Raw genomic sequence first — 20,295 nt, forward strand, 5'->3', positions numbered from 1 at the left:
TTCACTTACCGAGTGCTTCCTGACGGGCGACCTGGGACCTTAGACAAGTCCAAGTCTTCCCTGTTCAGGGAGCACTTCGGTGCTTCTACACGCCGATCACACCGCCACCCCGTGAATGATCCGGGCTGATGGCCCGTTTGAGCTGGTCGCCCTCGTCGTTGCCGGGGCGCGTGATCGGCGCAAGAGAGCTGCCCCGTCGAGGGCCGAACAATGAGGAACCGACAGTCGACCCGGTGCCAGTCTCGGCGATTGGGTCGAACTGGAGGTCAAGGACATGTTCTGCGGATGGGACTGGGGCTCGACGGCGCACGCGGTCTGTGTCATCGACGATGACGGCGCACTGATCGACACCTGGATGGTCGGGCACACCGAGCACGAGCTGGCCATGCTGTTCGCTCAGCTCGCCGAGCTGGGAGAACCGGCGTCGCTGCCGGTGGCGATCGAACGCGGTGAGGGACTGGTGGTGGGCCTGATCGCCGGCGCCGGACACCCGGTGATGATGGTCGAGCCGGCCGCGTTCAAGGCCGCCCGTCCCCGATGGGGGTCGGCCGGTGCCAAGTCCGACAGCGCTGACGCCTTCATGCTGGCCGACTACGCCCGCACCGACAGCCACCGGCTGCGCCGGGTGGAGCCGGTTGCGCGGCCCACGCGTGAACTGGCTGCGCTGGTGCGGGCCCGGACCGCGCTGGTGCAGGCGCGCACGGCGGCCTCCAACCAGCTGTGGGCCGTCCTGGCCGAGCACTGGCCCGGAGCCGCGCTCATCTTCCAGAAGCTCACCTCACCGATCGCGCTGGCGTTCCTGGCCGACTATCCGACACCGCAGTCGGCGCGGCACCTCGGCGAGGGGCGCATGCGTCAGTTCTGCCACCGTCACAGCTATCGCGGTGGCCGGTCCCCGGCCGAGCTGGTCCGACGACTGCGGGCGGCGCCGGTCAGCGCGTCTGCCATCGCACCGAGCGTGCTCACGGTGATCGTCGGCGCGGCCACTGCCCACATCGGGATCCTGAACGCCCAGATCGCCGTTCTGGAGCGGCAGATCACCACCGCGCTGGCGGCGCACCCCAAGACCCCGCTGTTGCAGTCGTTGCCGCGGACGGCCACGGTGAGCCTGGCCTGTCTCATTGCCGAGATCGGGCCTCTGCTCGAACGCTGTGACAACCCCGAGCAGGTCGCCGCCCTGTGCGGGGCTGCACCGGTCACAAAGGCCTCGGGAAAGTCCCGCACGGTCGGGTTCCGCTACACCGCAAACAAGCAGGCACGCGTGGCCATCACCAGCTTCGCCGACAACTCTCGCCACTCCTCGGCCTGGGCCGGTGACTGCTACCGACGCGCGCGGGCACGTGGGGCTCGGCATCCGCATGCGGTCCGCATCCTGGCCAGAGGCTGGGTACGCGTCATCTGGGCCTGCTGGACCACCGATACCGTCTACGACCCCCTCCGCCACAGCGGCGAGCAAAGGCTTGCCCTCACAACTTGACCCAGAGAGCTCAGACCGTCAGCCCCATCGAGCTCCTCACCGTCGAGGAGGCGGCCCGCTGGTGCCACATCTCCCCGAACACCCTGAACTACCTGCGTGTCCAGCGCCGGTTCGCCCCCGCCATCCGGATCGGGGGTCGGGTCTTCTTCACGCCCTCTGACCTCAACGAGTGGCTGGATGCCCAGCGCGAGGAGCCCGAGTGATCCAGAAGCGAGGCCGGCGCTACCGGGTGCAGGTCAAGCACCGCGGCATCGTGGTCGCGGACCGGTCGTTCGAACGCCGCACCGACGCCGCCGTCTGGGAGCGCGAGCAGAAACAGCTCATCCTCATGGGCGACTTCGTGCCCCCGTCGGCCGGCAGGACCACCGTCGCCAAGCTGGCCAAGACCTACCTCGAGGCCAGACGCGACCAGGTCTCGGTCCGCGCCTGGGAGTCCGACGAGAGCGCCCTTCGTGTCCACATCGTGCCGGCATTGGGCCATCGCCCCATCGGGTCGGTCAACCGCGTCCACATCGAGCGCTTCCTGGGCACGGTCGCGAGCACGCGATCGGTGGGGACGGCAGCACGCGTGCGGACGACCCTGCGGGGACTGTTCGACTACGCCGTTCGGTCGCGGGTCATCCGCGACTCCCCGGCGGCGGTGGTCCGGCTTCCGCGCCCGGACTCCAGCCGCCGCCGCGGGGAGTTCAGGCCCTTCATGATGCAAGAGCTGCTGGCCGTGGTGGAGGAGCAGCGGCAGCACGCGGGTGCCCAGGCGGACGTCACGCTGTTCCTCGGGCTGACGGGGCTGCGCTTCGGCGAGCTGCGCGGGTTGCGTGCCCGGGACGTCACCAACGTCCCCTACCCGGCGGTCGTCGTCGCCAGGTCGCTGCCTCAGTCCGGGCGCACCGGCAAGGTGATCGAGCGCACCACGACCAAGAGCGGACGGAGCCGGATCGTTCCGCTGCTGTCGCTGGCCCTGCCGTTGGTCGAGGCACGTCTCGAGGGACTGGACCCCGAACAGCTGCTCTTCCCGGCCAGCCACGGTGGGTACCTGCACGCCCAGAACTGGCGGCGCGCGGTGCGGTGGAACGAGACGACCGACGGTCGCCGGCCCCACGACCTGCGGCACACGGCCGCGAGCTTGTGGATCGCCGCCGGCGTGGACATCAAGACGATCGCGGTCTGGCTCGGTCACAGCTCCACGAAGCTGACGCTGGACACCTACGGGCACCTCATGGGGACCGACGCCGAGCGGGCTGCCATCGATCGGATCAACCGTGCCTTCGGGCACCAATCAGGCACCAGTCCGGGCCGGACCTCACGCCAGCCGCTGACGCTGGAGCCGAAGGAGAGCCTCTGACCTGCATAGACACACAGTGCCCCCGGCAGGATTCGAACCTGCGACACCCGCTTTAGGAGAGCGGTGCTCTATCCCCTGAGCTACGAGGGCAGGCTCCGGACGGCCGGAGCGCTGCCGACGATCTTCTCATGCCGCCGGAGTGCCGGAGGAGCAGCAGTGCCAGTGTGGCGTGCGATAGTGCCCGCGTGACCGCAGCCCCTCCGCCCACCGACGCCCTGACCCTCGACGCCCACCGGGTGCAGGGCCGCACGGTGCTGACGCTGATGGGCAGCCAGACCTTGGGCGGCATCGGGGTGGCGAGCGGCATCGCGGTGGCCGCCATCGTGGCGGCCGAGGTGAGCGGCAGCGACGCCCTGTCGGGACTCGCGAACACCACCCAGGTCCTCGGCGGGGCGCTCATCACGATCCCGGTCGCCACCCTGATGGCGACCCACGGGCGTCGGCGCGGGCTGGTCACCGCCTATCTGATCGGTTCAGTCGGTGCCGTCCTGGCCATCACCGCCGCCACGATCGGCAGCTTCTGGCTGCTGCTGCTCGGCACGACCCTCTTCGGCGCGTCGACGACGGCCAACAGCCAGGCGAGGTATGCGGCCACGGACCTGGCCGTGCCCGAACGGCGTGGGCGCCAGCTCAGCTGGGTGGTGTGGGCCACCACGATCGGCTCGGTCCTGGGGCCCAACATGGTCGGTCCGGGCAAGTGGGTGGCCGAGCAGCTCGGGGTGCACCCGCTCTCCGGGGCCTGGGTCTTCTCGCTCGCCGGCTTCCTCGTGGCCGCGGTGCTGCTCCAGGTGGCGCTGCGGCCCGACCCGCTCCTGCTGTCCCGCGAGATCGCCCGCCGCGCGGCCCCTGCGCAGGAGCTGACGATGCCCGTGGCCGCCCGCCGCGGCCATGTCGACCAGGGTCTGCGGCTGATCCTCGCCACGCCCGCGGCGCTCTGGGGAACGGTCGCGCTCACGATCGGCCACGTCGTCATGGTTGCCGTGATGGTGATGACACCTCTGCACATGAAGCACGGCGCCGCCGAGATCGAGGTCATCGGGCTGGTCATCTCGCTGCACATCTTGGGGATGTACGGCCTCTCGCCGGTTGCCGGGCTGCTGACCGACCGGATCGGCGCACCCAGGGTGGTGCTGATCGGCGTCGGCATCCTCGTCCTCGCCGTCGCGCTGGCAGGCCTGTCCGGCGACGGCTTCTCCGCGGGGCTGACGGCCGGCCTGGTCCTGCTCGGTCTCGGCTGGTCCTGCACGATGGTCGCCGGGTCGGGGACGATCGCGGGGTCGGTGCCGGTCGCCGAACGGGCTGCCGTGCAGGGTGCCGCCGATCTCGTGATGGGGTTGTCGGCCGCCGCCGGCGGTGCCCTGGCCGGGGTGGTCATGGCCCTGTGGGGGTACGGGGTCCTGTGCGCACTGGCCGGTGTCGCCGCACTCGCTCTCGGCGCCTTCACGGTGGCGCGACGTCCAGTGGTTAGCCTGAAGGGGTGACCCCCTCCCACTCCGCCCACGCCCTCGACCCTGCCCGGGTGGAGGCCGTCCAGCGTGCCCGGGCGCGGTGGCGGCACGAGGCGGCCGACGTGGGTGGACCCAACACGCTGCTGTGGCACCGCACCTCGCTGACCGGCACCTTCGACCTCAACCTCGCGCACCCCGGCGGGGTGGCCAAGCTCCTCTCCGGCCGTCCCACCCTCCTGTCCGAGCTGGTCCGCGAGCACGTGGCCTTCCTCGACGCCGCACGCAGGATGGGCGCCATCCGCGACAAGGTCGGCGAGCTGCGCCGTGAGCACGGCATCGAGGCCGGTTTCCTGGCCATCGGCCTGGCGACCTGGACGCTGCACCGGGTCCCGGTGCCGCCGCGCGCCCCCGTGCTCCTGCGCTCCTGCCGGATCACGCCCACCGACGCGGCCCACAGCGACTACACGATCGAGCTCCACGAGGACGTCGTGTTCAACCCCGTCCTCGAGCACTACCTCCGCAGCGAGGCCCACCTCGACCTCGACCCGACCCTGCTCGCAGGTCTCTCGGCGCAGCACCAAGGCTTCGACCCGCGGATGACCTACCAGGCGCTCGAGGACATCTGCCAGGAGATGGCCGGCTTCGCGATCGGCCCGCAGATGGTCATCGGCACCTTCCCGTGGTCCAAGCTGGCCCTGGTCACCTCCTACGCCCGGGACGCCTACCAGCTCGCCGGGCACGACGTCGTCGCGGCGCTGGCTGGAGCCGACGTCTCGCTGACCTCGCCCGGACCTGACCCCGACCGTGCCGACGACCCCGCCCAGGAGCTCTCGGTGCTCGACGCCGACCGCGCCCAGCGTCTCGTCGTCGAGGAGGCCGCCCGGGGGGCGAGCCTGGTCCTCGACACCCCGGCCGGCACGGGCGCCACCCAGACGGTGGCCAACATCGTGGCCGCGGCCCTGTCGGAGGGTCGCACCGTCCTCGTCTGCTCGGAGGAGCGTCCCGCGCTCGAGGGGCTGCAGCGACGGCTTGCCCACGTGGGCCTGGGCGACCTGTGCCTGCACGTGGGGGAGGACCCGGCGTCGATGCGCGAGGCGCTCGCGACCGTGCGGCGTGCACTGGACCACCTCGGCCGCGAGATGGAGCCGGACCTCGGCCCCGACCCCCTGCCGGCCCGGGCGGACGCGCTGACCGTCCTCAGGCGTGAGCACGAGGTGATCTCGCACCGCCACGACCCGTGGGACCTCACCCTGGCCCAGGTCCAGGACGATCTGGCCGCACTGGCCGCCCTCGAGCACGCGCCGGCCTCGCGCGTCCGGCTCCCGCTCGACGTGCTCCGCACCCTCGGGGACGCCGAGCTCTCGACGGTCACCGACGCTCTCATCGAGGCGGCCGGCGGCGGCGCCTGGTCGGGGAGCAGGGCGGAGGACCCCTGGTACGCCGCCCGCCTCACCTCCCCGGACGAGGCGGCCCGTGCCCAGGAGGTCGTGGCGCGACTGGTGACCGGGGAGCTGACCGAGGCCCGGCAGCACGCCGAGCGGATCTGCCGTGCGGCCGGGATGCCCGTCCCCGTCAACCTGGAGCAGTGGGAGCACCGCCTCAACCTGATCGCGCGGGCCAGCGAGACCCTCGACGTCTTCTCCCCCCAGGTCTACGACGCGCCGCTGGAGGAGATGGTCGCCGCCACCGCCGCACGCGACGAGGTCAGCGAGCGTCCTGGCGCGGTCACCCGGGCCCGGCTCCGTCGCCAGGTCCGCTCCCTCCTGCGGCCCGGCACGCCCCCCTCCGACCTCGCGCGGAAGGTGAAGCTCGCTCGCGACGAGCGGTCGGAGTGGGAGGAGGTCGCCGGGCGGGCCGCGCGGCCGGCGGCGCCCGAAGGGTGGGAGGAGGCCCTGGCCGCCCTCACCCCGATCGGGGAGGACCTCGCCTGGCTGGGTGTCGTGCTCCGGGGCACACCGGTCGGCTCCGAGCTGTCCACGGTGCACCTGGACACCGTCCTCGAACGGCTCGTGACCCTCGACGCGCGCACCGACAGGGCGGCGGTCGCCGCCGTGGCCCACCCCCTTCTCGAGCCGCTGCGTCGCCAGGGTCTGCGCGACCTCGTCGACGACCTGGCCCGGCGCGGGGTTCCCGCCGAACGTGTCGCGGCCGAGGTGCGCTTCGTGCACAGGTCCTCGGTGCTGGCCTACCTGCGCTCCGACGCCGTCGCCCAGCAGCTGCCGGGCGACGCCGTCCGCGAGGCGGAGCGCACCTTCCGCCGGGCCGATCGGGCCCACCTGCAGCGCAACGCGCTGCGGGCCCGTCGCGCGGTGCTCCGCCGGCTGGAACGGGTCACCGTCGCGCACTCCTCCCAGGTGAGCGCCTGGGAGCGTGCTGTCGAGGCCACCGCCACCGGGGCCGTGGACCTGCGCGACGTCGTCAGCCGGGCCCCGGACGTCGTCCTCGCCGCCCAGCCCGTCGTCCTGGCCTCCCCGCTGGCGGTGCCGGCCGTGCTGCCTCCGGACACGACCTTCGACCTCGTCGTCGTCGACCGCGCCTCCCGGACGACCAGCGCGCGCTGCATACCCGTCCTGGCCCGCGGGCGGCAGGTCCTCGTCGTCGGTGACAGCGGCGGTCCGGGCCCCCGCCCGTTCACCGTCGTGGCCGACCCGCGGGTCGAGCAGGAGCAGGCGACGGACGCGGGACTGACCTCGCTGCTCCAGGACGCCTCCTCGGTCCTGCCGGTGCGCCACCTGCAGACCCACTACCGGGCGCTGGACCAGGGGCTGGTGGCGCCGCTCGCACCCGTCATGCCCACGCCCGTGCACAGCTTCCCGGGGGTATGCCGTGCGCCGGCGGCCCGTGAGCACGTGGTGGAGGGGCGGGTGGCCGAGCAGGTCGCGGCCGCCGTCCGCCTGGCGGTCGAGCACGCCCGGGCCCACCCGGGCGAGAGCGTGCTGCTCGTCGCGCCCGACGACGCCACGACGGAGGACCTGTCCGTCGCGCTGCGAGCAGCCCTCGTCCCGGCGGAGGGCCGGGACCCCGACCCCGCGCTGGAGTCGGTGCTCAACGACCACGACGACATGCTCGAGCCCTGTCTTGTGCTCCCTCTGGACCGGGTCGGCGGCGAGGTCCGGGACCGGGTGGTGTGGCTGGCCGGCCCCCAGGACGCGCGCTCCGCGCAGGCCGCTGCGGCCGTCGTGGCCGCGGCCCGACGGAGTGTCGACGTGGTCACGACCGTGCCCATCACGCGGTGGCCCACCGGCCGGGGCGGGGACGTGGTCCGGCAGGCCGTCAGCTTCCGCGACCAGCCGGAGCGTGGGGGGCGCTCAGCCGTGCTTGCCGAGCTCACCCGACGCTTGCGGGCGGAAGGGCTGACCGTGCTCGAGGGTCTGGGTCACGGGCCGCACGCGGTCGACGTGGCCGTCGCGTCGCAGGACGACGACACCCGGTTGGCGGTGGCCGTCGACAGCGACGTGCATCCCGGGGACGTCGCGGCGCTCCCCGGGCGCGACGACGTGCGGCTGCGGCACGAGCAGCTGACCCGCATGGGCTGGGTGCCGCTGCGCGTGCGCAGCACGGACGTCTTCACCGACCCGGCCCGTGAGGTCGCGCGTGTGCTGCAGGCGCAGCGCGACGCCGCGGCCCGGCGGGGGTGAGCGACGCGCGGGGGCGCCGCCGGCACCGGCGGGTCGATGCACCCCCGACCAACCCCGACGCCGACGGCACCGACGACGACGGCACCCACCTCGACGCCTCGGACAGCGCCGGCACGGACACCGGGGCCGGGGCGGGTGCGGGGCGTGCACCGGCGGAGGAGGACGTCCGCGACGCCTGGTTCCGGTCCCAGCGCCCCCCGCACTGGGACTGAGCACGACGCAGGACACCCCCGGCACGAGACCTCGTGCCGGGGGTGTCCTGTCCATCGGGGTGAGGCTGCGGGGCCCCTCCGACCCTGTGTCAGAGGGTCCCGTCGCGACGCGTGGCGAGCAGGTCGCGGATCTCTCGCAGGGTGGCGATCTCCTCGGAGACCTCCTCGGGCGCCTCGACGCCACGGTTGCGCATCTCGTTGAACTTGTTCATCGGCAGCACGAGCGCGACGTACACGACGAGGGCGGTGAGCAGGAAGACGATCAGGGCGTTGATGATCGCCGCGATGTCCATGTAGGTGGCCGGGTTGCCGTCGATGATCTCGAAGCCGAGACCGCTGGCCTGGGCCCCGCCCAGGGCGTTCAGCAGCGGGGTGACGATGCTGGAGACGACGGTGGTGACGACGGCGGCGAAGGCTGCGCCGATGACGAAGGCCACCGCGAGGTCGATGACGTTGCCGCGCATGATGAACTCTTTGAAGCCCTTGAGCATGGCTTCTCCTCTCGGCCGGTGGCCGGGCATGACCCAGCGACCGGTGTACGTGGTGGGGGATGGACCTGCGCTCGTGCGGACAGGACCGACGGAGCATAACAAGGGCCGGGGGCCCAGCTCCCCCGTCAGGGTGGGGTGGTGGGCTAGGTCCGTCCCCGGAGCGCGACGAGCAGCGCGGCGCCGGACGGGTCGGCGCCCCGGGCCGCGGCGAGGGCGACCGCGTCTCCGCTGTCGAGGGCCAGCCACACCCCTGCCGGACCATCTGCACCACCACCCACGAGGCCCCCCACCCCGCCCGCCCCCGGAGGCGGCCCCCGTCCGGTGTCCACGCGCAGGACCAGCGCGTCCTCGACGACGGGTCGTCCGTCGACGGGCGAGTGCAGGTCGACCCGGTCGCCGGCCGTCAGCGCCACCACCAGTGCGCCGTCGGGCAGCGGCAGCCAGACCGCCACCAGGTCGGGCGGCTGGCCGGAGAGCAAGGAGGCGGTGCCCAGGTCGTGGCGCGTCAGGACCTCGCCGGTGCTCAGCACCGTCGACGCCCGGTGGCCGACGGCCTCCTCGACCCGGGTCAGGGCGTGGAGCGGCACGGCATCTACCGGGAGGTGCAGGACCCCGAGCACGCCGGCTGTCAGCTCGGACCCGACGCCGACCTCGCCGGTGGCGACGACCACCGGGGTGGTGCCGGGCGCGGGCCGGGCGACCGTGAGGCGGGTCAGGCCCGCGACGACGACCGCAGCCAGCAGCGCAGCGGCGACGCGCCGCCAGCGGGCCCGGGGGTGGGCACGGCGAGGGGCGCGGGGGGCGCGGACGGCGGGGCGGGGCACGACGTCGACGCTAGGTACGCCACGACATACCTGCCAGGGCTCAGGCGGCGCCTGTGGACGACGACGAGCCGCGACCGGAGGATGTGGAGGCGGCCTTGTTCGGGCTGGTGCCGGACGACGACGAGCGCGAGCTGCCCGAGGAGGGGCTGTCTGAGGACGAGCTGCCCGAGGAGGAACTGCTCGAGGACGAGCCGCCCGATGAGGAGTTGCCGCCGGACTCCCCCGAGGACGAGGAGGACGAGGACGGCGCGAGGGCGGAGCTCGAGCCGGACTTTCGCGAGTCCGTCCGGTAGAACCCGGAACCCTTGAAGACCACGCCGACCGCGCTGAAGACCTTGCGCAGGGAGCCGCCGCACTCGGGGCAGGACGTCAGGGCGTCGTCGGTGAAGGCCTGCTGGATGTCGAAGGCGTGACCGCAGTCCTTGCAGGCGTACGAGTAGGTGGGCACGAGCCGGATTCTACGTGCCCTCCCACGGTGCCCGTGCATCGTGACCTACGCTGGCACCGTGTCACGACCCCTCTGGCAACGCCTGACGGTCCCGCTGCTGGCGAGCCTCGTGGTCCTCGCCGTGGCGGCCGCGGTCCTGGGCGTCGGTCTCACGCGGCGCGCGTTCCCGCAGACCGAGGGCGAGCTGGAGATCAGCGGTCTGACCGCCGCGGTCGAGGTGGTGAGGGACGAGCGCGGGGTGCCCCACATCTACGCAGACACCCCCGAGGACCTCTTCATGGCGCAGGGCTACACCGCGGCCCAGGAGCGGTTCTTCCAGATGGACCTGCGACGGCACGTCGTGTCCGGCCGGCTGTCCGAGCTCGTGGGGGAGGGCGGACTCGAGACCGACAAGGTCATCCGCACCCTGGGCTGGCGGCGGGTGGCCGAGCAGGAGCTGCCGCTGCTCGACCCGACGGCACGCGCCTACCTGCAGGCCTACACCCGCGGGGTCAACGCCTACATCGAGCGCCAGTCGTCGCCGTCGCGCATGGGGCTGGAGTATGTCGTGCTCGCCCGGTCCGCGCCGGGCTACACCGTCGAGCCGTGGGACGCCGTCGACTCGCTGGCCTGGCTCAAGGCGATGGCCTGGGACCTGCGGGGCAACTACACCGAGGAGCTGGCCCGGGGACGCCTCGTCGGACAGATCTCCCTGGAGCAGCTCGGCACCCTCTACCCCGACTTTCCCCAGGAGAGGCACCCCACGATCCTCTCGCCCGGGGAGTGGACGCCGCCGGAGGCGAGTCTGCCGTCGGCGGACTCCCGCGGCGGGACGAGCGGACCGTCCTCGGCGCCGGAGCCCGGCAGCGACCCCGCCGACCGGCTCGGGCTGGGGGAGGAGGCGCCCGGTAGCACCCCGACCGGGGCGCTCACCCGTTCCTGGCTCGCCGACCCGGGGGCGGGGCAGGCGCTCGACGCCACCGTCCTGGCGCTCGGCGCGATCCCCGAGCTCCTGGGCACCGGTGAGGGCATCGGGTCCAACTCCTGGGTCGTCTCCGGCGAGCACACAGCGACCGGGCAGCCGCTGCTGGCCAACGACCCGCACGTCACGTCCTCCCAGCCCGGCACCTTCGTGCAGGCCGGGCTGCACTGCCGGACGGTCTCGGAGTCCTGTCCCTTCGACGTCACCGGGTTCACCTTCGCCGGCTTCCCCGGCGTGATCATCGGTCACAACCAGGCGATCGCCTGGGGCTTCACCAACCTGGACCCGGACGTCACCGACTTCTACCTCGAGGACGTCCGGGACGACCGCGTCCTGCGGGGCGAGGAGTACGTCCCGCTCGCCGTGCGCACCGAGACCATCGAGGTGGCCGGCGGGGACGACGTCCGGCTCACCGTCCGCGAGACGGTGCACGGCCCGATCGTCTCGGACGTGGTCGAGGCGGCCCGGGACCTGGGGACGAACGCCCCCCTGGGGGCGGTGCAGACGTCGAACGACTACGAGGTGTCGCTGGCGTGGACCGCGCTGCGCCCCGGGCGCACCGCCGAGGCCGTCTTCGCGCTCAACGCCGCGACCGGGTGGGAGGAGTTCCGCGACGCCGCCCGCCTCTTCGAGGTTCCCTCGCAGAACCTGGTCTACGCCGACGTCCAGGGCAACATCGGCTACCAGGCGCCGGGGCTGGTCCCGGTCCGGCGCTCCGCCACGTTCGGCACGCCGCCCGGCTTCTACCCGGCCCCCGGCTGGGACGCGGCCTTCGACTGGCAGGGCTTCGTCGACTTCGCCGACCTGCCGTACACGCTCAACCCCGACGACGGCATCATCGTGGCCGCCAACCAGGCGGTGGCCCGCGGGGCCACGCCCTTCCTCACCAGCGAGTCCGACAAGGGCTACCGCGCCGCCCGGATCGTGTCGCTGCTCACCGACGAGATCGCGCGCGGACCGCTCACCGTCGAGACGATGACGCAGCTCCAGCTCGACGACCGCAACGCCTTCGCCAGCGTGCTGCTGCCCTACCTGCTGGATGCCGAGCTCGACGGGGCCTTCTACCAGGAGCCGCAGGAGCTGCTGCGCGGTTGGGACGGCACGGCCCCCGCGGAGGGTGAGCAGTCCGCGGCGGCCGCCTACTTCTACGCCGTCTTCGCCCAGCTCCTCGGGACCGTCTTCGACGACGAGCTGCCCCCCGACCTGCGGGCGACGGGCAACTCCCGCTCGATGCTGGTGGTCGAGGAGCTGCTCGCGTCGCCGGACGACGCCTGGTGGGACGACCGGCAGACCCCCGGGGTCATCGAGTCCCGCGACGAGGCCGTCCGCACGGCGATGGTCGAGGCCCGCCACGACCTCACCCGGCGGCTGTCCAAGGACCCCGAGGACTGGTCGTGGGGGGAGCTGCACCGCGTCCACCTGCGGCACGAGGCGCTCGGCGGCGACGCCGTCCCGGCCCTGGTGCGCGGCATCTTCAACCAGGAGCGGCAGGCGGTCGGCGGCAGCAGCTCGGTGGTCAACGCGATGAACTGGGACGCGTCGACCGACAGCTTCGACGTCACCTCCTCCCCGACGATGCGGATGGTCGTCGACCTGGCCGACCTCGACGCCTCACGCTGGGTCAACCAGACGGGCACCTCCGGTCACCCCTTCCACCCGCACTGGGACGACCAGACGCAGGCATGGGTGGAGGGCGAGACCTACCCGTGGCCGTTCTCCGCCGAGGCGGTCGACGCGGCGGCGCAGCACAGGATGACGCTCGTGCCCGGGCCGACGGGCCGCTGAGCGGGCTCAGCCGCCCAGCCCCACCACCCCCGACGCCGGCCTCAGCACGGCGTCCATGACCGCGTCGTGGGCGTCGGCCGGCACGACCGGCACCACCTCGTGGTCGTGCAGCACCACGACGACGGGTGCTCCCGCGCCCAGCTCCCGCAGCCGCGGCAGCGTCGTGTCGAAGTAGCCCCCGCCCTGGCCCAGGCGCACCCCGCGCCGCGACACCGCCAGCGCCGGCACGAAGGCCACGTCGACCTCGGCGAGCACCCCCTCCCCGAGCGGGCGACGGTGGGGGTCGGCCAGGTCGGCCCACTCCAGCCGCGGCCGCTCGAGCGTGACCGGAACCAGCACGCGCACCCCGGCCGCGGTCAGCGCGCTGGTCAGCCCCTCCACCGGAGGCTCGGTGCGCAGCGGCTCGAACGCTGTCACGGTCGTCCCGGCCACGTCGTCGAGCCCGCGCGCGACGGCATACGCGCGCAGGTATGCGGCGCCCGCCGCCGCGAGCGCGTCCGAGGCCGCCGCCCGGTCCTGCTCCGTCCACGACCCCACCAGGCCGCGCCGCGCGGCCCGCACGAGAGCCCGCCAGGTGACCTTGTCGGCGACCACGTCGCCGGTGGGACGGTAGGGCGGCAGGACCGGTGGCGGGCTCACCGGGCCATTCTGCCGCGCCTCGTTAGGCTGGGCACGTCCCGAGAAGAAAGGCCTTTCGATGATCACCGTCGAGGAGCACCTGCACACCATCCTGCGCCAGATCGAGCCGGTCGAGCGCGTCGTGCTCCCCGTCCCGCGGGCCCACGGGCTGGTCACCACCTCCGAGGTCCGCAGCCGCGCCGACCTGCCGCGCTTCGACAACTCATCGATGGACGGCTATGCCGTGCGCCGGGAGGACCTGGCCGGCGCCTCCTCGGAGAGCCCTGTCCTGCTGCCCGTGGTCGGCGACGTCGCCGCCGGGGACCCGCTGCCCCGCGAGCACGTGCCGGGAAAGGCCTGGCGGATCATGACGGGGGCACCACTGCCGCTGGGGGCGGACGCGGTGGTGCGGCTGGAGGACACGGACGGGCACGTGCGGGAGGCCAAGTTCCGCGTCCGTCCCGACCTGGGCGCCAACATCCGCCGTGCGGGCGAGGACGTCCGCACCGGGGACGTGGTCGTCCCCGCGGGCACCCGGATCGGTGCGCCGCAGCTGGCCGCCCTCGTCTCGGCGGGGGTGGAGCAGGTCGAGGTCGTCGGCCCGGTGCGCGTGGTGGTCCTGTCGACGGGGGACGAGCTGGTGCCGTTCGGCGAGCGGGTCGGGCCGGGGCAGATCGTGGACTCCAACGGCCCGATGCTCGAGGCACTGGTCCGCGAGGCCGGTTTCTTCCCGGTCCACGTGGGGCACCTGCCCGACGACGAGTCGGCCACCCGCAAGGAGATCCACCGGCACCTCCACCACGCCGACGCGATCATCACCACGGGCGGGGTGAGCAAGGGGGCCTACGACATCGTCAAGGCGGTGCTCACCGGCGAGGGCAGCACCAGGTTCGTCGAGGTCGCGATGCAGCCGGGCAAGCCGCAGGGCTTCGGGGTCCTGGGGAGGCGCAGGGTCCCGGTGTTCATGCTGCCGGGCAACCCGGTGAGCGCGCTGGTCAGCTTCGAGGTCTTCGTGCGTCCCGCGCTCGAGGACCGCGCGGGACGGCGGATCAGCGAGCACCGCGCCACCGGCTTCGCCGTGACCTCCTGGCGCACCGCCTCGGAGCGCGAGACCTACACGCGGGTCCGCGTCGAGCGCGACCCCACCGGAGGGTATGCCGTGGAGCCGGCCGGGGGGAGCGGCTCGCACCTCGTCGCGGGGCTGGCCCTCGCCGACGCGCTGGCGGTCTCGCCCGCGGACAGCACCGGGGTGGAGGCGGGCACCGAGGTGGACCTCATCCTGCTGCGGCCACGCCGGGAGATCGACGGTCGGCTGGCCGCCGACGAGGCGCACGCGGTCGGCGCCGCAGCGGGCACCAGCACACCGCGGGCGGGCGCGTGACCGCCGACGGCCTTACCCACCTGCGCGGCGACGGCACGGCGCACATGGTCGACGTCAGCGGCAAGGAGGTGACCGCGCGCAGCGCCAGCGCCGAGGGGGTCGTGCTGCTCTCGCCGGCGGCGGTCGAGGCCCTGCGCGGGGGCACGGTGCCCAAGGGCGACGCGCTCGGCGTGGCCCGGGTCGCGGGGATCCAGGCGGCCAAGCGGACCCCCGACCTCGTGCCGCTGTGCCATCCCGTGGCGGTGCACGCGGTGGAGGTCGACCTCGAGGTCCAGGACCGCGGGGTGCGGATCGTCGCGACGGTCCGCACGGCCGACCGCACCGGGGTGGAGATGGAGGCGCTGACCTGCGTGAGCGTGGCGGCCCTCGCGCTCGTCGACATGGTCAAGGCCGTGGACCGGCTGGCCACGATCACCGAGGTGCGGGTGACGGCCAAGTCCGGTGGCCGCTCCGGCGACTGGGTCCGCCCGGCGTGACCTGGCGCTGGCCGGTCACCCTGCGAACGCAGCTGCCGGGCGGTGCCCGGCTCACCCTGCGGCCGCTGCGCCGCGCGGACCGTGGGGCGTGGGAGTCGGTGCGACAGCGCAACGACGGCTGGCTCGGGCCGTGGGAGTCGACCGTGCCGGGGGAGGTGCGGGGCCAGGTGCCGTTCGGTCGGCTGCGCCGCGGGTTCGACCAGGCTGGTCGGCAGGCGACGATGCTGCCGCTCGCGATCGACGTCGACGACCGTCTCGTGGGCCAGGTCCAGCTCTTCGACGTCCTGTGGGGGGCGCGAGCCACGGCTTCCGCCGGCTACTGGCTGGACGAGGCCGCCACCGGCCACGGCTACGCGTCGTGGTCCCTCGCACTGGCCCTGGACCACGCCCTGCTGACGTCCGGGCTGCACCGCGTCGAGGTGGCGGTCCGTCCCGAGAACACCGCGAGCCTGGCGGTCGTGCAGCGCCTGCGCCTGCCCGAGGAGGGCGTGAGGCGGGGGGCCTTCCACGTCGACGGGGCGTGGCGGGACCACCGCTGCTTCGCGGTCGTCGCCGAGGACCTCTCGCCCTCGGGGTATGCCGCGGGCGGGCTGGTCCGGCTGCTCCGGTCGGCCCCGGCGACCGGGTCGGCGTAGCCGGCCCCACGGATCACCTCCGTCACAGCAGAAACTTGCGCGACACTCCGCCCTCCTCACCGCATTGTGCTGCGGCTGCCCCTAGCGTGACTCCCGTGCCGCCCGTCAGCAGTCTGATCTTCGTCGTCATCCTGGCGGTGTGGGCTGTCTACCTGGTCCAGCACTGGATCCGCCGCCGGGAGCACCTGGCGACCGCCCGCTCGGTCGACCGGTTCTCCGAGTCGATGCGTGTGCTCGAACGACGCCGCACCCTCCAGCGTCCGCAGATCGCCCCGGCCCCCGCGCCGTCCTACGGGGCCTCGCCCCTGCGGCCCGCACGCCCCGAGGTCGTCGTGAAGAGGGGGACCGCCCACGGTGCCACCGCGGTGGCACCCACCCGCTCCTACCGTCGCGGGCGGCTGGTCGCCCGTCTCCGCGCCGGCGCCCTCGCCCTCGCCGGGCTCACGATGGTCACGCTCGTGGCGCTCGGCGCGACCGGCGGGCTGCCCAGCTGGACCGCCTTCGTGGGGATCGCCGTGCTGGCCGGCGCGCTCGTCCTGGTCCGGGTCTCGGTCGCCGGCGCCCGCAGCGCCTCCGTCGTCCGCCGGACCGTGGCTCGCCGCCCGGCGCGTCGTCCCGCCGGCCGCCCTGCCGGCCGCGACGGACGGCTCGCGCCAGCCGGCGTGGAGCTCGCCGCCGACGGCACGGCATACCCCTCCGGTCGCACGCTCGCTGCCCAGGCCGCCGCCGTCAGCGCCCGTCCGCCGGCCGCGCGCCAGGGGTCGGCCCGGCGAGCGGTCCTCCAGCGCAGCGCACCCGCCCCGACGCACCTCGAGCACCTCGAGCCCGCGCCGGACACGCCTTCCCCCGTGGAGCCGGTCCACGTGGTGGCGGCTCTGGTCGAGCAGCAGCGCGAGCCGCAGCTCTACGACCTGGTCGAGGTCGAGGCATCCCTGGCACCCCCCCGGCCCTCCGAGGGTGCCGAGGTGCCGGCGGCCGCAGAGGGGACGTGGAGCCCGACGCCCGTGCCGCCCCCGACCTACACCCTCAAGGCCAAGGCCTACCGGAGCGGACTGGCCGGCTCCAGCTCGCTGCCGGTCGACGGCACGGTGATGGCGCTCGACGAGGAGTTCGAGGACCTGCCGTCGGTCGACCGCGTCGGCTGAGGACCGACACGCGGCCCTGACGAGGTCTTTCGGGCCTCTGCCCGGTGCTATAGTCGGTAGCCGCATCACGGGGCTGTGGCGCAGTTGGTAGCGCGTCTCGTTCGCAATGAGAAGGCCAGGGGTTCGAATCCCCTCAGCTCCACCAGCAGGACCCCGTCCGCCCCGTTCCGCCGGGTGCCGGACGGGGTCCTTGTCGTCGTAGACCGTTAGTCTGCTCTGGACGACGGCGGACCAGCACCCACCCGCGCACCCGCGCGCCCCGTCGACACGAGGAGGAGAGCCCGCCGATGGCCGTCAACCTGAGGGGACGCAGCCTGCTGTCCCTGGTCGAGGAGACCCCGGCCGAGATCCGTCACCTGGTGGACCTCGGTCACGACCTCAAGCGTGCCAAGGCCTCGCGCCAGGAGCGTCCGCTCCTCGGGGGGAAGTCCGTGGCGCTGATCTTCGAGAAGACCTCGACACGGACGCGCTCGGCCTTCGAGGTGGCGGCCGCCGACCAGGGCGCGCACACCACCTTCCTGGAGCCCTCGAGCACCCAGATCGGCCACAAGGAGTCGATCAAGGACACCGCCCGGGTCCTGGGGCGCATGTTCGACGCGATCCAGTACCGCGGGGCGAGCCAGGCCACGGTCGAGCAGCTGGCGCAATACTCCGGCGTCCCGGTCTACAACGGCCTGACCGACGAGTGGCACCCCACGCAGATGCTCGCCGACGCGCTGACGATGTCCGAGCACACCCACAAGCACCGGCACGAGACCGCGTTCGCCTACCTCGGCGACGCCCGCAACAACACCGGCCACTCGCTGCTGCTGCTCGGCGCCAAGCTGGGCATGGACGTGCGCATCGGGGCTCCGGCCGCCCTGCAGCCCTCCGCCGAGGTCGTCGCCCTGTGCCGGCGGGTCGCCGAGGACACCGGCGCCCGCGTGACCGTCACCGAGGACGCGCAGGAGGCCGTCGCCGGGGTCGACTTCGTGCACACCGACATCTGGGTGTCGATGGGGGAGCCGGCCGAGGTCTGGGACGAGCGGCTCGACCTCCTGCTGCCCTACCAGGTCAACGCCGCCCTCATGGCCGCGACCGGCAACCCGCGCGCCCGCTTCATGCACTGCCTGCCCGCCTACCACGACGCGCACACCACGGTCGGTGCCCGCCTGCTCGAGCAACGCCCCGAGCTGAGCGACGGCGTCGAGGTGACCGACGAGGTGTTCGAGTCGCCCGCGAGCATCGTCTTCGACCAGGCCGAGAACCGGCTGCACACGATCAAGGCGCTGCTGGTCGCCACCCTCGCATGAGCACGGCACGGGGGGAGCTGCCCACGGGCCCGGTGCTGCGCGAGCCGGCCCACCAGGTCGACCCGCGCGCGGTGCGCTACTGGATCGTCCAGGGCCTGATCACCGGCATCACCACCTGGGTCGTGCTCTTCGCGATCTACTGGTTCGTGCCCGAGTCCTGGGGCCGGTGGCTCGGACCGTTCTTCGTCCTGTTCATGCTGGGCAGCCTCGTGGACGTGACGCTCGAGCCGCTCATCCGCTTCCGGCGCACGCGGTGGGAGGTCACCGGCGAGAAGGTCTTCGCGCAGACCGGCTGGCTCTCCCGAGACCAGCGCATCGCGCCGTTGTCGCGGGTGCAGACGGTCGACACCCACCGCGGCCCGCTCCAGCGGATGTTCCGCCTGGCCGACGTCACGGTCACCACCGCCTCGGCGGCCGGCCCGATCACCCTGAGCTGCCTGGACACCGACGTCGCCGACCGCGTCACGGCCGAGCTGGCCCGGGTCACCGGGCGGACCAGGGGTGACGCGACGTGACACCCGCGCCCGCCGTGCCCGTCGCCCCCGACGAGGTGTGGCAGCGGCTCAGCCCCCGCATGCTGCTCGTCCACCCGGTGCGGATCGCGTGGTCGATGGCCTTCCCGATCCTGCTCGCCACCTTCGGGATCAGCCGCGGGACCGAGGGTATGGGGTGGGTCTGGTTCGCGCTGGCGGGCGCGGTCCTGGCGGTGGTCGCGGGGGTGGTCTCGTGGTTCATCACCCGCTACCGCTTCACCGACCGGCAGCTCCAGCTGCGCACCGGGCTGCTGTCCCGCAAGGTCACGACCGCGCCGCTGGACCGCATCCGCAGCGTCGACATCGAGTCCTCCCCGGTCCACCGGGTGCTCGGCCTGGCGACCGTCAAGGTCGGCACCGGCGTCGACAGCAGCCGCATCGAGCTCGACGGGCTGACCCGCGAGCAGGCCGCCCAGCTGCGCACCTACCTGCTGGTGCGCTCCGGCGGCCCGGGGCACGGTGGGCCGCCGACCGCTGCCGCGGCCCCAGCCACCGACGCCGCCGGCGCGCCGCTCCCCGAACCCAGCGGCCCGCCCTACCCCGGGCAGGCGCCGCTCCCCGCTGCCGTGCCGGACCCGGCGCCCGCGGACCGGGAGGAGCTGGCGCGGATCGACTGGGGCTGGCTGCGCTACGCGCCGTTCAGCCTGTCGAGCCTGGTCGTGGTCGCGGGCGCCTTCGGCGTGCTCGCGCAGTTCGGAGACGACCTGCCGGTGGAGCGGCTCGACGTCGCGCAGGACGCGTGGGCGTGGGTGGCCGCGCAGGCGGTGCTCGTCACGGTGGCCGCAGCGGTCGTCACGGTGGTCCTCGCGTGGGTCGTCGTGTCGACCGCCTCCTACGTGATCACCTGGTGGAACCTGCGCGTCGTCCGCGAGCCCAACGGCAACCTGCAGGTCTCGCGCGGGCTGCTCACCACCCACAGCCAGACCCTGGAGCGGGCCAAGGTGCGGGGGGTGAGCATGGGCGAGCCGTTCCTGCTGCGCTTCGTCCGGGGCGCGGAGCTCACCGCCATGGCGACCGGCATCGGCGCGGCCGGCACGACCAAGGTGCTGCCGCCGGCGCCGCGCGCGGTCGTCACCGCCATCGGGCACGAGCTGCTCGAGGAGGACGGTCCCCTGACGATGCCGCTGACCGGCCACGGCCCGCGGGCCCGGCGCCGCATCCACGTCAGCCACCAGTGGGGCACCCTGGTCGTCGCCGGTCTGGCCGCGGTCCCCGCGGTCCTGCCCGACCGGTGGTGGTTCGTCCCCTGGCCCTGGTGGGTGCCGCTCGCGGTGCTGGGGGTGCTGGTGCCGCTCAACGCGCTGGTGGCCGAGAGCGCCTGGCGCAACCTCGGCCACGGCCTGAGCGACCGCCATCTCGTCGTGCAGACCGGGGCGGTCGTGCGCACCCGCGCGGCCCTGGAGACCGCGGGCATCATCGGCTGGGTGCTGCACCAGAGCTTCTTCCAGCGGCGGTTGGGTCTGGGAGACCTCACCGCGACCACGGCCGCCGGCAGCGAGTCGGTCGTCGCCCCCAACATCCCCGTCGAGGTCGCGGTGGCACTGGCCCGGCGTGCCACGCCGGGAATGCTCGAGGACGTCCTGGCGTAG

General features: G+C 73.6%; 18 protein-coding genes, 2 tRNA genes and 1 pseudogene. 16 read left to right on the forward strand and 5 right to left on the reverse strand.

The annotated features are described in order from the left end of the window. Positions 1-274: 274 nt before the first annotated feature. The 3 genes from ACI3ET_RS02385 to ACI3ET_RS02395 are packed head-to-tail and all read left to right on the forward strand — an operon-like array spanning position 275 to position 2,819. Positions 275-1,477: an IS110 family RNA-guided transposase gene (locus ACI3ET_RS02385; protein ID WP_405031356.1), complete on the forward strand. Its 1,203-nt coding sequence runs from the start codon at positions 275-277 to the stop codon at positions 1,475-1,477. Further along, a complete protein-coding gene (locus ACI3ET_RS02390; RefSeq protein ID WP_405031357.1) occupies positions 1,474-1,680 on the forward strand; it encodes a helix-turn-helix domain-containing protein in 207 nt (68 codons plus the stop codon). The genes ACI3ET_RS02385 and ACI3ET_RS02390 overlap by 4 nt, the downstream gene beginning before the upstream one ends. After that, entirely contained in the window at positions 1,677-2,819 is a 1,143-nt protein-coding gene (locus ACI3ET_RS02395; RefSeq protein WP_405031358.1) for a tyrosine-type recombinase/integrase, read from the forward strand. The genes ACI3ET_RS02390 and ACI3ET_RS02395 overlap by 4 nt, the downstream gene beginning before the upstream one ends. A 17-nt stretch (positions 2,820-2,836) precedes the next feature. Here the strand turns inward: ACI3ET_RS02395 and ACI3ET_RS02400 are convergent. Further along, positions 2,837-2,909: transfer RNA gene (locus ACI3ET_RS02400), tRNA-Arg, on the reverse strand. A 95-nt stretch (positions 2,910-3,004) separates the two neighbouring features. Here ACI3ET_RS02400 and ACI3ET_RS02405 point away from each other — a divergent pair. Genes ACI3ET_RS02405 through ACI3ET_RS02415 form a run of 3 tightly spaced genes read left to right on the forward strand, consistent with a single transcriptional unit; the run spans position 3,005 to position 8,117 of the window. Further along, positions 3,005-4,300: an MFS transporter gene (locus tag ACI3ET_RS02405; protein ID WP_405031359.1), complete on the forward strand. Its 1,296-nt coding sequence runs from the start codon at positions 3,005-3,007 to the stop codon at positions 4,298-4,300. Next, entirely contained in the window at positions 4,297-7,905 is a 3,609-nt protein-coding gene (locus ACI3ET_RS02410; RefSeq protein ID WP_405031360.1) for a hypothetical protein, read from the forward strand. The genes ACI3ET_RS02405 and ACI3ET_RS02410 overlap by 4 nt, the downstream gene beginning before the upstream one ends. Next, the gene (locus tag ACI3ET_RS02415; RefSeq protein WP_405031361.1) at positions 7,902-8,117 is read left to right on the forward strand and encodes a hypothetical protein; all 216 of its coding nucleotides are present in this window, start codon (positions 7,902-7,904) and stop codon (positions 8,115-8,117) included. The genes ACI3ET_RS02410 and ACI3ET_RS02415 overlap by 4 nt, the downstream gene beginning before the upstream one ends. An 89-nt stretch (positions 8,118-8,206) precedes the next feature. Here the strand turns inward: ACI3ET_RS02415 and mscL are convergent, their stop codons facing one another. Together mscL and ACI3ET_RS02425 are read right to left on the reverse strand one after the other, a co-directional pair. Continuing rightward, complete coding sequence (mscL, locus tag ACI3ET_RS02420) at positions 8,207-8,608, reverse strand: large conductance mechanosensitive channel protein MscL (RefSeq protein WP_405031362.1); 402 nt, start codon at positions 8,606-8,608, stop codon at positions 8,207-8,209. A 143-nt stretch (positions 8,609-8,751) separates the two neighbouring features. Beyond that, the gene (locus ACI3ET_RS02425; protein WP_405031363.1) at positions 8,752-9,432 is read right to left on the reverse strand and encodes a CpaB family protein; all 681 of its coding nucleotides are present in this window, start codon (positions 9,430-9,432) and stop codon (positions 8,752-8,754) included. A gap of 53 nt (positions 9,433-9,485) precedes the next feature. Here ACI3ET_RS02425 and ACI3ET_RS02430 point away from each other — a divergent pair, with 53 nt between their 5' ends. Then, entirely contained in the window at positions 9,486-9,725 is a 240-nt protein-coding gene (locus ACI3ET_RS02430) for a hypothetical protein (protein ID WP_405031512.1), read from the forward strand. A gap of 14 nt (positions 9,726-9,739) precedes the next feature. On the opposite strand, the pseudogene ACI3ET_RS02435 reads toward ACI3ET_RS02430, so the two are convergent. Continuing rightward, positions 9,740-9,919 (reverse strand): annotated as a pseudogene (locus tag ACI3ET_RS02435) (FmdB family zinc ribbon protein); the annotation flags it as partial. 19 nt (positions 9,920-9,938) lie between these two features. On the opposite strand from ACI3ET_RS02435, the gene ACI3ET_RS02440 reads away from it, so the two are divergent. Beyond that, positions 9,939-12,626 (forward strand): penicillin acylase family protein, encoded by a 2,688-nt coding sequence (locus ACI3ET_RS02440; protein WP_405031364.1) that lies wholly within the window; start codon positions 9,939-9,941, stop codon positions 12,624-12,626. Positions 12,627-12,632: 6 nt separating this feature from the next. On the opposite strand, the gene ACI3ET_RS02445 is transcribed toward ACI3ET_RS02440, so the two are convergent. Further along, positions 12,633-13,265, reverse strand: coding sequence for a 5-formyltetrahydrofolate cyclo-ligase (locus ACI3ET_RS02445; RefSeq protein ID WP_405031365.1), 633 nt, complete (start codon positions 13,263-13,265; stop codon positions 12,633-12,635). 58 nt (positions 13,266-13,323) lie between these two features. Here ACI3ET_RS02445 and ACI3ET_RS02450 point away from each other — a divergent pair, with 58 nt between their 5' ends. From ACI3ET_RS02450 to ACI3ET_RS02485, 8 genes are all read left to right on the forward strand, one after another. Further along, entirely contained in the window at positions 13,324-14,625 is a 1,302-nt protein-coding gene (locus ACI3ET_RS02450) for a molybdopterin molybdotransferase MoeA (protein WP_405031366.1), read from the forward strand. Continuing rightward, positions 14,622-15,101: a cyclic pyranopterin monophosphate synthase MoaC gene (gene moaC, locus ACI3ET_RS02455; protein WP_405031367.1), complete on the forward strand. Its 480-nt coding sequence runs from the start codon at positions 14,622-14,624 to the stop codon at positions 15,099-15,101. Before ACI3ET_RS02450 ends, moaC begins: the two co-directional genes overlap by 4 nt. Next, entirely contained in the window at positions 15,098-15,736 is a 639-nt protein-coding gene (locus ACI3ET_RS02460; protein ID WP_405031368.1) for a GNAT family N-acetyltransferase, read from the forward strand. Before moaC ends, ACI3ET_RS02460 begins: the two co-directional genes overlap by 4 nt. 95 nt (positions 15,737-15,831) lie before the next feature. Next, the gene (locus ACI3ET_RS02465; RefSeq protein ID WP_405031369.1) at positions 15,832-16,881 is read left to right on the forward strand and encodes a hypothetical protein; all 1,050 of its coding nucleotides are present in this window, start codon (positions 15,832-15,834) and stop codon (positions 16,879-16,881) included. 69 nt (positions 16,882-16,950) lie between these two features. After that, positions 16,951-17,026, forward strand: a tRNA-Ala gene (locus ACI3ET_RS02470). A gap of 142 nt (positions 17,027-17,168) precedes the next feature. Then, positions 17,169-18,173: an ornithine carbamoyltransferase gene (argF, locus tag ACI3ET_RS02475; protein ID WP_405031370.1), complete on the forward strand. Its 1,005-nt coding sequence runs from the start codon at positions 17,169-17,171 to the stop codon at positions 18,171-18,173. Then, on the forward strand, positions 18,170-18,688 hold the full coding sequence (locus ACI3ET_RS02480; RefSeq protein WP_405031371.1) for a PH domain-containing protein: 519 nt from the start codon (positions 18,170-18,172) through the stop codon (positions 18,686-18,688). The genes argF and ACI3ET_RS02480 overlap by 4 nt, the downstream gene beginning before the upstream one ends. Beyond that, a complete protein-coding gene (locus tag ACI3ET_RS02485) occupies positions 18,685-20,295 on the forward strand; it encodes a PH domain-containing protein (RefSeq protein WP_405031372.1) in 1,611 nt (536 codons plus the stop codon). The genes ACI3ET_RS02480 and ACI3ET_RS02485 overlap by 4 nt, the downstream gene beginning before the upstream one ends.

Origin of the sequence: Ornithinimicrobium jinqii, assembly GCF_045032595.1 — a bacterium.
Classification (GTDB): Bacteria; Actinomycetota; Actinomycetes; order Actinomycetales; family Dermatophilaceae; genus Ornithinicoccus.

Coding starts and splice junctions, on each gene's coding strand:
- mscL (WP_405031362.1), bottom strand. CDS start 8,608: ATGCTCAAGGGCTTCAAAGAGTTCATCATGCGCGGCAACGTCATCGAC.
- ACI3ET_RS02450 (WP_405031366.1), top strand. CDS start 13,324: ATGATCACCGTCGAGGAGCACCTGCACACCATCCTGCGCCAGATCGAG.
- ACI3ET_RS02480 (WP_405031371.1), top strand. CDS start 18,170: ATGAGCACGGCACGGGGGGAGCTGCCCACGGGCCCGGTGCTGCGCGAG.
- argF (WP_405031370.1), top strand. CDS start 17,169: ATGGCCGTCAACCTGAGGGGACGCAGCCTGCTGTCCCTGGTCGAGGAG.
- ACI3ET_RS02385 (WP_405031356.1), top strand. CDS start 275: ATGTTCTGCGGATGGGACTGGGGCTCGACGGCGCACGCGGTCTGTGTC.